The sequence below is a fragment of the Stenotrophomonas testudinis genome, from assembly GCF_024499815.1.
Taxonomy (GTDB): Bacteria; Pseudomonadota; Gammaproteobacteria; order Xanthomonadales; family Xanthomonadaceae; genus Stenotrophomonas.
Window position 1 is genome coordinate 57,271 of record NZ_JAMOKY010000003.1, and the last position, 14,669, is coordinate 71,939.

General features: G+C 67.0%; 12 protein-coding genes. 8 read left to right on the top strand and 4 right to left on the bottom strand.

Annotated features, from left to right (window positions below; genetic code table 11):
- The first annotated feature begins 584 nt into the window (after positions 1-584).
- From NQ204_RS02915 to NQ204_RS02940, 6 genes are all read left to right on the top strand, one after another.
- On the top strand, positions 585-1,172 hold the full coding sequence (locus NQ204_RS02915) for a glutathione peroxidase (protein ID WP_108770710.1): 588 nt from the start codon (positions 585-587) through the stop codon (positions 1,170-1,172).
- A gap of 95 nt (positions 1,173-1,267) precedes the next feature.
- A complete protein-coding gene (locus tag NQ204_RS02920) occupies positions 1,268-2,245 on the top strand; it encodes an FKBP-type peptidyl-prolyl cis-trans isomerase (RefSeq protein ID WP_116864482.1) in 978 nt (325 codons plus the stop codon).
- A 22-nt stretch (positions 2,246-2,267) separates the two neighbouring features.
- Entirely contained in the window at positions 2,268-3,614 is a 1,347-nt protein-coding gene (locus tag NQ204_RS02925) for a UDP-glucose dehydrogenase family protein (protein ID WP_256643029.1), read from the top strand.
- Positions 3,607-3,846: a SlyX family protein gene (locus tag NQ204_RS02930; RefSeq protein ID WP_116864480.1), complete on the top strand. Its 240-nt coding sequence runs from the start codon at positions 3,607-3,609 to the stop codon at positions 3,844-3,846. The genes NQ204_RS02925 and NQ204_RS02930 overlap by 8 nt, the downstream gene beginning before the upstream one ends.
- A gap of 10 nt (positions 3,847-3,856) precedes the next feature.
- Complete coding sequence (locus NQ204_RS02935) at positions 3,857-4,546, top strand: DUF2058 domain-containing protein (RefSeq protein ID WP_256643030.1); 690 nt, start codon at positions 3,857-3,859, stop codon at positions 4,544-4,546.
- A gap of 51 nt (positions 4,547-4,597) precedes the next feature.
- Entirely contained in the window at positions 4,598-6,670 is a 2,073-nt protein-coding gene (locus NQ204_RS02940; protein WP_256643031.1) for an acyltransferase family protein, read from the top strand.
- Positions 6,671-6,685: 15 nt separating this feature from the next.
- On the opposite strand, the gene NQ204_RS02945 is transcribed toward NQ204_RS02940, so the two are convergent.
- From NQ204_RS02945 to NQ204_RS02960, 4 genes are all read right to left on the bottom strand, one after another.
- Positions 6,686-7,873 (bottom strand): MFS transporter, encoded by a 1,188-nt coding sequence (locus NQ204_RS02945; protein WP_116864477.1) that lies wholly within the window; start codon positions 7,871-7,873, stop codon positions 6,686-6,688.
- Positions 7,874-7,952: 79 nt separating this feature from the next.
- Positions 7,953-10,637: a methionine synthase gene (gene metH / locus NQ204_RS02950; protein ID WP_256643032.1), complete on the bottom strand. Its 2,685-nt coding sequence runs from the start codon at positions 10,635-10,637 to the stop codon at positions 7,953-7,955.
- Positions 10,634-11,728: a homocysteine S-methyltransferase family protein gene (locus NQ204_RS02955; protein ID WP_116864475.1), complete on the bottom strand. Its 1,095-nt coding sequence runs from the start codon at positions 11,726-11,728 to the stop codon at positions 10,634-10,636. The genes metH and NQ204_RS02955 overlap by 4 nt, the downstream gene beginning before the upstream one ends.
- Positions 11,729-11,735: 7 nt before the next feature.
- Positions 11,736-12,665 (bottom strand): ArsR/SmtB family transcription factor, encoded by a 930-nt coding sequence (locus tag NQ204_RS02960; protein WP_108769275.1) that lies wholly within the window; start codon positions 12,663-12,665, stop codon positions 11,736-11,738.
- Between the two features lie 163 nt (positions 12,666-12,828).
- Between NQ204_RS02960 and NQ204_RS02965 the strand changes: the two genes are divergently transcribed.
- Both NQ204_RS02965 and NQ204_RS02970 read left to right on the top strand, forming a co-directional pair.
- Complete coding sequence (locus NQ204_RS02965) at positions 12,829-13,977, top strand: acyl-CoA dehydrogenase family protein (protein ID WP_116864474.1); 1,149 nt, start codon at positions 12,829-12,831, stop codon at positions 13,975-13,977.
- A 193-nt stretch (positions 13,978-14,170) separates the two neighbouring features.
- Complete coding sequence (locus NQ204_RS02970; protein ID WP_116864473.1) at positions 14,171-14,458, top strand: hypothetical protein; 288 nt, start codon at positions 14,171-14,173, stop codon at positions 14,456-14,458.
- The last annotated feature ends 211 nt before the right edge of the window (positions 14,459-14,669 follow it).

The window sequence follows — 14,669 nt, forward strand, 5'->3', positions numbered from 1 at the left end:
GCGAACGAGAAGTACGGCATGGACAGGGAGCTGTGCAGCCGACGCGGGGGAGGGGGAGAGGGTTCGGCGTTCCCGGCCGTGAAGGGTGCTGCGTCCTGCGGGGTGTCGGGGGAGGAGGGCGCCTGTGGCGCCGGCAGGGCCAGCCAGAGCAGGGCCAACAACGTCGAGACGGCCGTGACCGCTGGGGCGGTATGGCGGTGTCGCATCCGGATGTTCATGGTTTCCCCCTGTCTCAGGTGACTGGTGTTGTATGCAACTATAACACCGGCACGCCGTCGTGCAAGCCCCGCTTCCACCCAACTGATGGCAGGGGTGGTCACTGTTCCGAAATATCACGTCACGTGATTGATCTGAATGGAAAAAGGCGTCGCACAGCCGGCCCGTTCCGGCCTGCTTCCATTCAGCAACATTGATGCTAGGTCATCAAAGGTGCGCTGGCCGGGGCTTACGGCGGCAGCCGCCACGCCGTGCAAAGTGCGGCCCGCCCTGCAACGGCAGGCGCTCCGGGCCCCGGTGCTATAGTTCGGCCGATTCCCGGCCCGAGCTGGCCGGAGCCCTGAAACAGCTACTGCGGAATGACCCTCATGCCTCTGCCGACTGCTTTCCCGCGCCGCCTCCGCGGCTTGTCCCTGTTGACCGTCCTGGCCTTCGGCCTGGCCGGCTCGGCCACCGCCCTGGCCGCCGACCTGCTCGATGTGAGCTACCGCCCGCTGGCCGGCAAGCAGCAGGTCAACCTGGAAAAGCGCTACCACGGCCAGGTGCTGCTGGTGGTCAACACCGCCAGCAAGTGCGGCTATACCCCGCAGTACGAAGGCCTGGAGGCGCTGCACAAGCAATACGCCAGCAAGGGCTTTGCCGTGCTCGGCTTCCCGTCGAATGATTTCAAGGGCCAGGAGCCCGGCGACGAGAAGCAGATCCAGGATTTCTGCACGCTGACCTACGGCGTAAAGTTCCCGATGTTCGAGAAGGTGCACGTCACCGGTCCGGAGGCCACGCCGCTGTACCAGCGCCTGACCGCCGCCACCGGCGTCGCCCCGGGCTGGAACTTCCACAAGTACCTGGTCGGCCGCGATGGCAAGGTCATCGCCCAGTTCGCCAGCAAGGTCACCCCCGACGATCCGCAGCTGAAGGCGGCCATCGACAAGGCACTGGCCGCACCGGCCGTGCATTGAATGAAAGCACGCACGCCTCGACATCTCCGGCGTGCGTGCGACAATGACCGTTTCGCGCCGACGTCGGCGCCCAGACACTTCCAGGAATGCAGCGAATGAAGATGGGAATGCGCGGCGCAGCGGCGTCGGTTCTGATTCTGGCGATGGGCACCTCCGGTGTCGCCCTGTCGCAACAACCGGCCGCACCGGCGGCCGCCAAGGAGACCGCAACCTTGAATTCCCCCAAGCAGAAGCTCGGCTACGCCATCGGTCTGGATGTGGCCAAGTCGTTCGCGCCGATCGCCGATGAAATTGACGTGGCTGCGCTGCGTACCGCCGTCGAGCGTTCGTTCGAAGGCCTGCAGCCGCAGATCACCCAGGACCAGGCCAAGGCCACCGATGCGGCCCTGCGCCAGGTCGTGATGGCCCGTAACGGCCAGCAGGTTCCGGGCATGGCCCCGGGCTCGCAGCCGGCCAAGGTCGACCGCGTCAAGGTCGCGCAGATGATCGGTTCGTACTCGGTCGGCCCGTCGCTGGCCCAGCTGAAGGACGACATCGACACCGCCTCGCTGTTTGAAGCGATCAGCACCGGCCTGACCAAGGGCCAGCCGAAGATGACCGAAGCGGACGCGACCGCCACCATCCAGGCGTTCATGGGCACCAAGCAGGCTGAAATGCAGGCCAAGGCCGCCCAGGCCGCGCAGACCAACCGTCAGGAAGGCAATGCATTCCTGGCCAAGAACAAGACCCAGCCGGGCGTGGTGACCACCGCCTCGGGCCTGCAGTACCAGGTGATCCGCCCGGGTAGCGGCGAGCGCCCGCTGCCGACCAGCAAGGTGCGCGTGAACTACGAAGGCAAGCTGCTGGACGGCACCGTGTTCGACAGCTCCGCGGGTCGTGGCCCGGCCGAATTCGGCCTGGACCAGGTCATCAAGGGCTGGACCGAGGGCGTCGCCCTGATGCCGGTCGGCTCCAAGTACCGCTTCTGGATCCCGGGCGACCTGGCCTATGGCGAGAACGGCACCCCGGGTGGCCCGATCGGCCCGAACGCCGCACTGACCTTCGACGTCGAGCTGCTGGGCGTTCTGCCGTAAGCCGCCAAGAGTCAGCACGGACATGCGCGTTGCGATTTTCGGTACCGGCTATGTCGGTCTGGTGACAGGTACCTGCCTGGCCGATGCCGGCCACCAGGTCATCTGCGTGGACATCGACCAAGCCAAGGTCGATGGCCTCAACCAGGGCGTCATCCCGATCTACGAGCCGGGCCTCGAGCCGATGGTGAAGGCCAACCATGCCGCATCTCGGCTGGCGTTCACCACCGATGCCGCAGCGGCCATCGGCCACGGGCAGGTGGTGTTCATCGCCGTCGGCACGCCGCCGGACGAGGATGGCAGCGCCGACCTGCAATACGTGCTGGCCGTGGCCCGCACCATCGGCCGGCACATCAGCGTGCCGACCGTGGTGGTCAACAAGTCGACGGTGCCGGTGGGCACCGCCGGCAAGGTGCGCGCGGCGATCGCCGAAGAGCTGGCTGCGCGTGGCGCGGACATCGCCTTCGACGTGGTGTCCAATCCCGAGTTCCTGAAGGAAGGCGATGCGGTCGCGGACTGCATGCGCCCGGACCGCATCATCATCGGCGCCTCCAGCGCCGAATCGGTGGCGGTCATGCGCCGCCTGTACGCACCGTTCAACCGCAACCACGACCGCGTGGTGGAAATGGACGTGCGTTCGGCCGAGCTGACCAAGTACGCAGCCAACGCGATGCTGGCCACCAAGATTTCGTTCATGAACGAAATGGCCAACATCGCCGAGCGCGTCGGCGCCGACATCGAGCAGGTCCGCCAGGGCATCGGTTCGGACCCGCGCATCGGCTGGCATTTCATCTACCCGGGCGCCGGTTATGGTGGCTCGTGCTTCCCCAAGGACGTGCAGGCGCTGGCCCGCACCGCGCAGCAGTATGGCCTGGCGCCGAAGCTGCTGGACGCGGTAGAAGCGGTCAACGAGGCGCAGAAGGGCCACCTGTTCGAGCTCATCCAGCGCCACTACGGCGCGGACGCCAGCCTGCGCGGGAAAACCTTCGCCGTGTGGGGCCTGGCCTTCAAGCCGAACACCGACGACATGCGCGAGGCCTCCAGCCGCCGCCTGCTGGCCCAGCTGTGGGACGCCGGTGCGCGCGTGCGTGCCTACGACCCGGAAGCCACCCATGAAGCGCAGCGCATCTTCGGCCACCGCGACGACGACCTGGTGTTCTGCGGCACTGCCGAAGACGCACTGCAGGGCGCCGATGCGGTGGTCGTGGTGACCGAGTGGAAGCAGTTCCGCAGCCCCGATTTCCAGGCGCTGCGTTCGCAGCTGCAGGATGCGGTGGTGTTCGATGGCCGCAACCTGTACGACCCGTCCGAGGTCGAGGCTGCCGGTCTGTCTTACTACGGCATTGGCCGGGGACGTTCGTTGCATGTCTGATACATCGAGTGAACGCGAGCAGGCGCTGGAAGCGCGCCTGGTCGAACTGGAAATGCGCGTGTCCTTCCAGGAACACGCGCTGGCCGAATTGAGCGATGCGCTGGCCGATGCACGCATGCAGGGCAGCCGCAATGCCGATGTGCTGCGCGTGCTGCTGGAAGACCTGGGCAAGGTCCGCAATGCATTGCATTCTTCTGATCCGGCGAGCGAACCGCCGCCGCCGCACTACTGATCTGATTCCTATGAGCGATACCCTCCGCGACCAGCTGATGGGCCTGGGCTTCAAGCCGGCACCCAAGCCCGAGCGCAAGAATGATGGCCCCCGCCGTGATGGCCGCCCGCAGGGCAAGGGGGGCAATGGCAATGGAAAGCTGCAGGGCGCTGGCAAGGGCGAGCACACGCCTGGCGAGCGTCGTGGCCACGGTCATGGCGGCCCCGGCAAGCCCGGCAAGCCCGCCCAGTCGCGTGGCCCGGGCCAGCAGGGCCCGCGCAAGCCGCGTACGGCCGAAGAGATGGACCTGGCCAAGGCCTACGCCATCCGCGCGCAGAAGGAAAAGGAAGAGCGCATCGAGACCGAGCGCCTGAAGCAGGAAGAAGCGCGCCAGCGCCGCGAGGCCAAGGCCAAGCTGGAAGAACTGCTGAAGGACAAGGGCCTCAATGACGAGGCGGCCGACATCGCCCGCCACTTCCCGTATGGCGGCAAGATCAAGCGCATCTACGTGACCGCCGCGCAGCTGACCGCACTCAATGCGGGTGAGCTGGGCGTGGTCCAACTCAACGGCCGTTACCTGCTGGTGACCGCCGAGCTGCTGGCGCAGTCCGAAGCGGTGTTCGCCGCGTCGGTGGCGCTGAAGGTCGATCCGAACGCGCCGGCCGAGGAAGATCCGTACGCGGACCCGCAGTTCCAGGTGCCGGACGACCTGGTCTGGTAATGGATTGAGTTGCCTGCCACGCCCGCCGACGTGGCAGTTGCGGGAGGCAGGATGACGGCTGAGGCAGGGCGCGGTTACGTACCGCATATCGATGGACTGCGTGCGATCGCCGTATTGGCGGTCATCGTGTTCCACCTGGACCCGGCCTGGCTGCCGGGCGGGTTCACCGGCGTGGACGTGTTTTTCGTCATTTCCGGTTTCGTGGTCAGTGCGTCGGTGCATCGCCTGCCGCCACTTTCGCTGGGTGCTTCGATGCTGCGCTTCTATGCGCGGCGCATCCGTCGCATCGCACCGGCACTGGTCACCTGCCTGCTGGTCACCGCGGTGGCCAGCGTGCTGTTCATTCCCGAATCGTGGTTGAGCGAGGCCAGTGACAAGACGGGCCTGATGGCCTTCTTCGGCCTCAGCAACTGGGTGCTGGCTGCGGTCGGCAACGATTATTTCGCGCCCAAGGCCGAGTTCAATCCCTATACCCACACCTGGTCATTGGGCGTGGAAGAGCAGTTTTACCTGCTGTTCCCGCTGTTGTTCCTGGCCTGGGCACGGGGCGCGCGTGGGCGCTGGCTGAGCCTGGGCCTGTTCCTGCTGGTCAGCGCGGCATCGTTGCTGCATGCGGCGCTGCTGGGCCTGCGCGACGTGCCGCCTTCCTGGGCGTTCTACGCCACGACCACGCGGTTGTGGCAGCTGGGCGTGGGCGTGCTGCTGTTCCAGCTGCTGCATGTGCGCGCATCGCTCGACCCGCTGACCCAGCGCTCGCTGGCCCGTGGTGCGTGGGTGTTCCCGCTGCTGGCCGCGCTGTCGCTGGCCCTGCTGGGCTGGGCGTTGTGGACGGCGCGCGCTGGACACTCACCGTGGCCCGATGGCCTGCTGCCGGCGTTCGCCACGGCGGGCCTGCTGTGGTCGCTGCATCACCATCCGCGGGCCTGGATCGGCCGGGTGCTGGCCAGCGCGCCCATGCGCCGCATCGGCCTGCTGTCCTACTCGCTCTACCTCTGGCATTGGCCGGTGTTCGTGCTGATGCGCTGGACCGTGGGGCTGGAAACACCGCTGCAGATGCTCTCGGCGACGTTGCTGGTGGCGCTGCTGTCCTGGTTGTCGTGGCGCTGGGTGGAACAGCCCTTCCGTGGCCCGTTGGCGCCGCGCGCGACGTCGCTGCGCTGGGTGGCCTGTGGCGCTGCCGCGCTCGTGCTGGCCGGCGCCCTGCAGATGCTGCTGTACTCGCAGGCATCGCTGCTGTCATTCAGCACCGTCAGCCGCAATGCAGCGGACTGGTACGCCAGCAGCAGGAGCGTGGCTGATGATTTCCCGGGGTGCGCGCTGGTCACCGGCAAGCATCGCTTCGAAGGTGGCAGTGCCCGCACCTATGCGCGCGGGCGCTGTGATCGTCCTGTTCCCGCGGCCGCACCCGCCCGTGTGTTCGTGGCCGGTGATTCGCATGCCATGGCCTACATCGAGCTGCTGCAGCGGCTGGCGCTGGATTCCGGTGCGCAGGTGTCGCTGTATGGCCGTGGCGGCTGCCCGCAGGTCAGCCTGCAGAAGTGGCGCGGAGCGGGCGCCGGCTGCGAAGCATTCGACGCGGCCGTGTTCGCCGACATCAGCCAGCGGGCGCAGCCCGGCGACGTGGTGGTGCTGGTGTCACTGCGCGTTCCGCGCCTGTCCGACCAGTTCGTGCTGTTCGATGCCGCGGCGCAGCTCGCGGGCGAGCGCACCCCGGAAGCGGCTGCAGGTCGCGACGTGGAGGTGGCCGAGGCGATCGCCCAATGGAAGCCATTGGCCGAGCGCGGCGTGCGCATCGTGATGGAGGCACCCAAGCCGGTGCTGCCAGCACCCCCATACCGGTGTTCGGATGCGTTCAACGCCGACAATGAAGTCTGCCGCAATGGACTGGTCAGCACCCGCGCGGACATGGAGGCGCTGCGTGCGCCCATGCTTGGCAGCCTGCAGCAGGTGGTCGCTGGCCTGCCGGGTGCGGTGATGTGGGACCCGCTGCCGGTGCTGTGTGATGCCACCCTGTGCCCGGCACAACGCGATGGCCGGCCGCTGTACTTCGATGGCGACCACGTCAGTGGCTATGGCAACCGCGTGCTGCTGCCGTCACTGCAGCAGGTCCTGCGCCAGCCCTGAAGCGGCGCATGGCGTTCACTCCGCGCGGGCGACGCGACGCCGCGCGCGGATCAACGGCAGGCTCAGCGCGAAGAAGCACAGCAGGGCGCCGACCAGGGCGAAGCCGCTGCCGGCCAGGAACGCCGTGCGGCCGTTGTCGATGGTCCACAGCTGGCCAGCGATGAGTGCGCCCAGCACGCCACCGACACCGGACGAGAAGCCATACAGAAGGCCCTGGCCATGGCCGTTGAGGCGGCCGGGGAAATAGGTCGCCAGCATCTGCATCGCCGCGGCGAAGAACGCGGCGAAGCCCAGCGCGTGTGCGGTCTGCGCCACCAGCATCACCGGCAGGTTTTCCGGGAACAGCGCGGTGACCGCCCAGCGCAGGCAGGAACTGACCAGTGCGATCAGCAGCATCCAGCTGGCGTCGTAGCGGCGGAAGAAGCGGCCGATGGTGAAGAACACGCCCACCTCGAACACCACGCCGATGGTCCACAGCAGGCCGAGGGTAAACGTGCGGTAGCCGTGGTGGTCCATGTAGACCGAGAAAAACGTGTAGTACGGGCCGAACGACAGTTGTTCCATGAAGGCGGCGAGGAAGAACGCCAGCACCGGCGGGCGGCGCACGATCTGCCAGAAGCCGCTGGCATCGCCCTCGGCCTTGCCGATATCGCGCGCGTACTGGTTGCTGAAGGCCGAGACCACCAGCAGGGCGAACAGCGGCAGCATCATCCACGGCAGCAGCCCGGCGCGGTTGCCGTTGCCATCGCCTTCGATCAGCCAGCCGAACAGGGTGACGATGGCGATGAATCCCAGCGAGCCCCAGACCCGGATCAGCCCGTAGCGATGGCTGTCGCTGCCCAGGTGGGTAAGGGTGATCGACTCGAATTGCGGCATCACCGCGTTGTAGAAGAAGCAGAACACCACCATCGACGGGTACATCCACGGCTGCGGCAACGGTAGCAGGAACACGGCGAAGCTGAGCAGGGTCAGCACGCAGCCCACGCGCAGCAGGCGGATCGGGCGCGGTGAGGCGGCGGCCAGTGTGGTCCAGGTGCTGGGCGCGATCACGCGCGTGGCGTACCACAGGCCCATCATCACGCTGATGGCGGTCACGCTCATGCCGCGCGCGGTCAGGAACAGGCTCCAGTAAGGCGTGAAGGCGCCCAGCGCCGCGTAATAGAACAGGTAGAAGCTGGACAGGCGGGCGGCGGGAACGGTCATCGCGTGAATCATGCACGGTAGCGCCGGGCCATGCCCGGCGGACGGGAGATGAGGCCGGACATGGCCCGGCGCTACCGCCTCATTCGGGGTCGTAGTCGAGGTTGGAGGCGAGCCAGCGCTCGGCCTGGGCGCGGTCGACGCTCTTGCGGCGCGCGTAGTCGCTCACCTGTTCGCGGCTGAGGCGGCCGACCACGAAGTACTGGCTCTGCGGGTGGCTGAGGTAGTAACCCGATACGGCGGCGGTGGGCAGCATCGCGAAGCTCTCGGTCAGCTCCATGCTGGCGTTCGCTTCGGCCTGCAGCAGGTCGAACAAACGGCGTTTCTCGCTGTGCTCGGGGCAGGCCGGGTAGCCCGGTGCCGGGCGGATGCCGCGGTACTGCTCGTCGATCAACGCCTCGTTGTCCAGCGTCTCGGCGTGGTCGTAACCCCAGAATTCCGTGCGTACGCGCTGGTGCAGTCGCTCGGCCAGCGCCTCGGCGAAGCGGTCGGCGAGGGCCTTCAGCAGGATCGCGTTGTAGTCGTCATGGTCGGCCTCGAAGCGCGCGACGTGGGCGTCGATGCCGATGCCGGCGGTCACCGCGAAGGCGCCGATCCAGTCCTGCTTGCCACTGTCGGCCGGGGCGATGAAGTCGGCCAGGCAGAAGTCGGGGCGCTCGGCCGGCTTGTCCACCTGCTGGCGCAGGAAGTGCAGGGTGGTCTCGCCCTCTGGGTGCTGCACGCTCACGTCGTCGCCGACGCTGTTGGCCGGCCACAGGCCGAAAACGGCCTTGGCCTGCACCCACTTCTCGCCGACGATGCGGTCGAGCATCGCGCGTGCGTCGCGGTACAGCTCGCTGGCCTGGGTGCCGACGATCTCATCGGTGAGGATGGCCGGGTACTTGCCGGCCAATTCCCACGCCTGGAAGAACGGGGTCCAGTCGATGTAGTCGACCAGTTCGGCCAGCGGGTAATCATCGAACACGTGCAGGCCCGGCTGCTTCGGTGCCGGCGGGATGTAGTTCGCCCAGTCGCCCTGGAACTTCTGCCCGCGTGCGTGTTCCAGCGTGACCAGGCGCTTGGCATCGCCGCGGTTGCGGTGGCGCGCGCGAATCTCGGCGTAGTCGGCTTCGTTGGCGGCAACGAAGGCCTCGCGCAGGTCGCGCGAGATCAACGACTGGGCCACGCCGACCGCGCGCGAGGCATCCTTCACCCACACCGTGGGCGCCTTGTAATGCGGGTCGATCTTCAGCGCGGTGTGTGCGCGCGAGGTGGTGGCACCGCCGATCAGCAGCGGCAGGTCGAAACCCTGGCGCTCCATCTCGCGGGCGACGTGGCTCATTTCTTCCAGCGAGGGCGTGATCAGCCCGGACAGGCCAATCAGATCGGCGTGGTGTTCGCGCGCGGCATCGAGGATCTTCTGCGCCGGCACCATCACGCCCAGGTCGACCACCTCGAAGTTGTTGCAGGCCAGGACCACGCCGACGATGTTCTTGCCGATGTCGTGCACATCGCCCTTCACCGTGGCCATGATGATCTTGCCGTTGCTGCGCGCGGTGTCGCCGCTGCGGGCCTTTTCGGCTTCGATGTACGGCAGCAGGTAGGCCACCGCCTTCTTCATCACGCGCGCGGATTTCACCACCTGCGGCAGGAACATCTTGCCGGCGCCGAACAGATCGCCGACCACGTTCATGCCGTCCATCAACGGGCCTTCGATCACGTCCAGCGGGCGGCTGGAGGCCTGCCGGGCCAGTTCGGTGTCTTCTTCCACGAAGGCGTCCAGGCCGTGCACCAGGGCGTGCGCCAGGCGCTGCGCCACCGGCTTTTCACGCCAGGCCAGGTCTTCGGTCTTCACCGCGCCTTTCTTTCCCTTGTAACGTTCGGCGATCTCCAGCAAGCGCTCGGTCGAATCGCTGCGGCGGTTGAGGATCACGTCCTCCACGCGCTCGCGCAGCTCCGGTTCCAGCTCGTCGTAGATCGGCATTGCGCCGGCGTTGACGATGCCCATGTCCATGCCGGCGGCGATGGCGTGGTACAGGAACACCGAATGGATGGCCTGGCGCACCGTTTCATTGCCGCGGAACGAGAACGACACGTTGGAGACGCCGCCGGACACGTGGCAGTGCGGCAGGGTCTGCTTGATGATGCGGGTCGCTTCGATGAAGTCGACCGCGTAGTTGTCGTGTTCTTCGATACCGGTGGCGACGGCGAAGATGTTGGGGTCGAAGATGATGTCCTGCGGCGGGAAGCCGATGTCATCGACGAGGATGCGGTAGGCGCGGGTGCAGATCTCCACCTTGCGCGCGCAGGTATCGGCCTGGCCGGCCTCGTCGAAGGCCATCACGACCGCGGCCGCGCCATAGCGCAGCACCTTGCGCGCGTGCTCGCGGAACAGCGCCTCGCCTTCCTTCAGTGAGATCGAGTTGACCACACTCTTGCCCTGCAGGCACTTCAGGCCCGCCTCGATCACGCTCCACTTGGAGGAATCGACCATCACCGGGATGCGCGCGATGTCCGGCTCGGACATGATCAGGTTGAGGTAGCGGGTCATCGCCGCTTCCGAATCGATCAGGCCCTCGTCCATGTTGACGTCGAGGATCTGCGCACCGCTGGCCACCTGCTGGCGCGCGACGTCCACGGCTTCCTCGTAGCGGCCTTCCTTGATGAGCTTGCGGAACTGCGCGCTGCCGGTGACGTTGGTGCGTTCGCCGACGTTGACGAACAGCAGGTCCGGGGTGATGACCAGCGGTTCCAGGCCGGACAGTCGGGTGTAGGGCGAAGTGCTCATGCGGCCTGCTGCTCCTGTGCGCCGGGCAGGGCGCGCGGCGGCAGGCCTGCCACGGCCTCGGCAATGGCGCGGATATGGTCCGGGGTGGAGCCACAGCAGCCACCGACGAGGTTCAGCAGGCCGTCCTCCGCGAAGCCACGCAGGGTGGCGGCCATTTCCTCGGGGGTCTCGTCGTACTCGCCGAAGGCATTGGGCAGGCCGGCATTGGGGTGCGCGCTGACATGGCAGTCGGCCACCTGGGACAGGGTTTCCACGTGCGGGCGCATGGCATCGGCACCCAGCGCGCAGTTCAGGCCGATCGACAGCGGGCGCGCGTGGGCCAGCGAGGCATGGAAGGCATCGGCGGTCTGCCCCGACAGAGTGCGGCCGGACGCGTCGGTGATGGTGCCGGAGATCATCACCGGCAGGCGTGCGCCGCGCGCATCGAAGGCCTCTTCCAGCGCATACAGCGCGGCCTTGGCGTTGAGCGTGTCGAAGATGGTCTCGACCATCAGGGTGTCGGCGCCACCATCTATCAGGCCTTCGATGGCTTCGCGGTAGGTGTCGCGCAGCTCGTCGAAACTTGTGTTGCGGAAGCCGGGATCGTTCACGTCGGGGCTGATCGAGGCGGTGCGGCTGGTCGGCCCGATCACGCCGATGACGAAGCGCGGCTTGTCCGGCGTGGTCGCTTCGACGGCATCGCAGCAGGCGCGGGCGACGGCGGCGCCGGCCTTGTTCAGCTCGTACACCAGATGTTCGAGGTGGTAGTCGGCCTGGCTGACCGAGGTCGCGTTGAACGTGTTGGTTTCCACCAGGTCCGCGCCGGCCTGCAGGTAGGCGGTGTGGATGTCACCGATGACCTGCGGCCGGGTGAGCAGCAGCAGATCGTTGTTGCCCTTCAGGTCGTGGCCTTCCGGCGCGGCGTGGTCGCAACCGGGGCCATGGTCGTGGTCGTAGCCGCCGGCGAAGCGCTCGCCGCGGTAATCGTCTTCCTGCAGGTCATGGCGCTGGATCATCGTGCCCATCGCCCCGTCGATGATCAGGATGCGTTCGCGCAGTGCGGCGAGCAGGGCATGGGCACGTTCGGGATGCAGCCAGGGCAGGGCGGACACGGCGACCTCAGGGCTTGTTGGCGATCAGCGAGATGACTTCGAAATGCGGCGGGCGTTTTTCGCGGGTCACGGTTTCCAGGCTGGAAACCTGCAGGCCGGCCTTGTCGACGAACCTGCGCAGTTCCTTGTCGCTGAAGCCGAGGTTGACGTGGCCATAGGCTTCCACCGCGGCCTTGTGCTCGTGGCGGGCCAGGCTGCACAGCAGCAGGCGGCCGCCCGGGCGCAGCACGCGCGCGGACTCGGCCACGGCCTGCGCCGGCTTGCTGGCGTAGGTCAGGGCGTGCATCAGCACCACCAGGTCGAAGCTGCCGTCCTTGAAGGGCAGGGCGTGCATGTCGCCCTCGCGCACCTCCACGTTGGGAAGGCGGCGCAGGCGCTCGCTGGCGGCGGCCACCACGCGCGCGCTGGTGTCGATGCAGACGTAGCGGCTGGCGTGCGGGGCCACCAGTTCGGCCAGCACGCCGTCACCGGAGGCGATGTCGAGCACGTCACCGGTTTCCAGCAGCGGCAGCGCGGTGCGGGCCAAAGCTTCCCAGGTGCGGCCCGGCGAGTAGTGGCGCTCCATGTCGCCGGCCACGCTGTCGGCCCAGTTCTGGTCGGCGGCGCGGCTGGCCATCACCGCAGCGACGCGTTCGGCATCCTGGCGCAGCAACGGATCGTCGCTTCCGTTGCTCAATGCATGCCACAATGCGCGCTGCGCCGGGTCCAGCTGGGCATCGTCGAAGCGGTAATAGGCCGACACGCCGGCACGGCGGTCGCGGACCAGGCCGGCTTCCTTCAGGCGCGCCAGGTGGGTCGACACCCGCGGCTGCGCCAGCCGGGTGATCGCCGACAGCTCGGCCACGGTCAGCTCTTCCTGTTCCAGCAGCGCCAGCAGGCGCACGCGGGTGGCGTCGGCGAACACCTTCAGGCGGGTCGACCAGTCTTCCAGATCCATAAATATCTACCTATCGCGATATAGAGATATATTCGCCGACGGCGGCGGTTCCGGTCAAGCCGCCACACCCTCCAAGTCAGCCGCCGTTGCCCGGCCCCGGTACAATCGAGCCACCTGGGCGCGCAGTGCGTGGCCCCTATCATCATGTACCTGGGAGGGTGTTGTGGATTTCAGCTTTACTGAAGAGCAGTTGATGCTGCAGGACGTGGCGCGGCGCATCGCGCAGGAGAAGATCGCCCCGAGCGCGGAGCACCATGACCGCACCGGCGAGTTCCCCCTTGAGAACATCCGCCTGCTGGGCGAAAACGGCCTGATGGGCATCGAAGTGCCGACCGAGTACGGCGGCGCGGGCATGGACCCGGTGGCCTACGTGCTGGCGATGGTGGAGGTCGCCGCTGGTGATGCTGCGCACTCGACCATCATGTCGGTCAACAATTCGCTGTTCTGCAACGGCATCCTGACCCATGGCAGCGAGGCGCAGAAGCAGAAGTACGTGCGCGCCATCGCCGAAGGCGAGGCCATCGGTGCGTTCGCCCTGACCGAGCCGCAGTCCGGTTCGGATGCCACGGCCATGCGCTGCCGCGCAGTCAAACAGGCCGACGGTACCTATGTCATCAACGGCAAGAAGAGCTGGATCACCTCCGGCCCGGTGGCCAAGTACATCGTGCTGTTCGCGATGAGCGAGCCGGACAAGGGCGCGCGCGGCATCACCGCCTTCCTTATCGACACCGACAACGCCGGCTTCGGCCGCGGCAAGACCGAGCCGAAGCTGGGCATCCGTGCCTCGGCCACCTGCGAGATCGAGTTCAACGACTACGTGGCCCAGGCCGACGACGTGCTCGGCCAGGAAGGCGAGGGCTTCAAGATCGCCATGGGCGTGCTCGACGCCGGCCGCATCGGCATCGCCTCGCAGGCCATCGGCATCGCCCGTGCCGCCTATGAGGCCACCCTGGAATACGTGAAGGACCGCAAGGCCTTCGGCGCCGCCATCGGCACCTTCCAGATGACCCAGGCGAAGATCGCCGACATGAAGTGCAAGCTGGACGCCGCCCTGCTGCTGACCCTGCGCGCGGCCTGGGTGAAGGGCGAGGGCAAGCGCTTCAGCAACGAAGCGGCCATCGCCAAGCTGACTGCTTCGGAAGCCGCGATGTGGATCACCCACCAGGCCGTGCAGATCCACGGCGGCATGGGTTATTCCAAGGAAATGCCGCTGGAGCGTTACTTCCGTGATGCCAAGATCACCGAGATCTACGAAGGCACCTCGGAAATCCAGCGCCTGGTGATTGCCCGCAACGAGACGGGCCTGCGCTGAGTTCGAGCGGCCGCGCCGCCGCAATGGCGGCGCGGCCGATGGATATGCAAGCGCCGTGGCATTGGATGTCTGTAGTGCCGAGCCCATGCTCGGCTCAGGTACACGCAGCCGAGCATGGGCTCGGCGCTAAAGAAAGCGATCGCCCGCCCTTGCCCCGCTACAATGCAGCCCATTTTTTGCATGGAGCTGCACGATGATCTATCGCGGTTGGGGATTCATGACGCTGGTGACACCGATCGCGGTGATCCTGCTGCTGGCGTACTTCTTCCCGCACGACGGTCCGAAGGGCAACATCCCGCTGCAGCAGGTGCTGCTGGGCGGTGGCATCGGCGCTGGCGTGAACGTGCTGCTGGGCCTGTGGCTGAACCGTGCGCCGCGACAGAAGGGCGAGGCGGCACCGCATCATTTCTTCTTTGTGCCGATGCAGTGGGTGGCGCTGGTGATCGTGGCCGTGTGTGCGGTGATCGCGCTGCTGCGCTGAGGGGTTGGAGCTTCCTGGAGAGCCGAGCCCATGCTTGGCTCACGCGGCCAGTAGATCCACCCCCATGCGTGGATGCGCCGTGGCGTTGGCCATCTGTAGAGCCGAGCCCGTGCTCGGCTTCGGTAAAGGAAGCCGAGAATGGGCTCGGCTCTACAGGAAGCAAAAGCAGCCGAGCGTGGGCTCGGCTCTACAGAAACCTGCAACAGAAAAG

What these genes read in the sequence shown, in the direction of transcription:
- metH (WP_256643032.1), bottom strand. Translation starts at nt 10,637, where the DNA reads ATGAGCACTTCGCCCTACACCCGACTGTCCGGCCTGGAACCGCTGGTC.
- NQ204_RS02935 (WP_256643030.1), top strand. Translation starts at nt 3,857, where the DNA reads ATGAGCGATACCCTCCGCGACCAGCTGATGGGCCTGGGCTTCAAGCCG.
- NQ204_RS02960 (WP_108769275.1), bottom strand. Translation starts at nt 12,665, where the DNA reads ATGGATCTGGAAGACTGGTCGACCCGCCTGAAGGTGTTCGCCGACGCC.
- NQ204_RS02945 (WP_116864477.1), bottom strand. Translation starts at nt 7,873, where the DNA reads ATGACCGTTCCCGCCGCCCGCCTGTCCAGCTTCTACCTGTTCTATTAC.
- NQ204_RS02915 (WP_108770710.1), top strand. Translation starts at nt 585, where the DNA reads ATGCCTCTGCCGACTGCTTTCCCGCGCCGCCTCCGCGGCTTGTCCCTG.
- NQ204_RS02925 (WP_256643029.1), top strand. Translation starts at nt 2,268, where the DNA reads ATGCGCGTTGCGATTTTCGGTACCGGCTATGTCGGTCTGGTGACAGGT.
- NQ204_RS02940 (WP_256643031.1), top strand. Translation starts at nt 4,598, where the DNA reads ATGACGGCTGAGGCAGGGCGCGGTTACGTACCGCATATCGATGGACTG.
- NQ204_RS02970 (WP_116864473.1), top strand. Translation starts at nt 14,171, where the DNA reads ATGATCTATCGCGGTTGGGGATTCATGACGCTGGTGACACCGATCGCG.
- NQ204_RS02920 (WP_116864482.1), top strand. Translation starts at nt 1,268, where the DNA reads ATGAAGATGGGAATGCGCGGCGCAGCGGCGTCGGTTCTGATTCTGGCG.
- NQ204_RS02930 (WP_116864480.1), top strand. Translation starts at nt 3,607, where the DNA reads ATGTCTGATACATCGAGTGAACGCGAGCAGGCGCTGGAAGCGCGCCTG.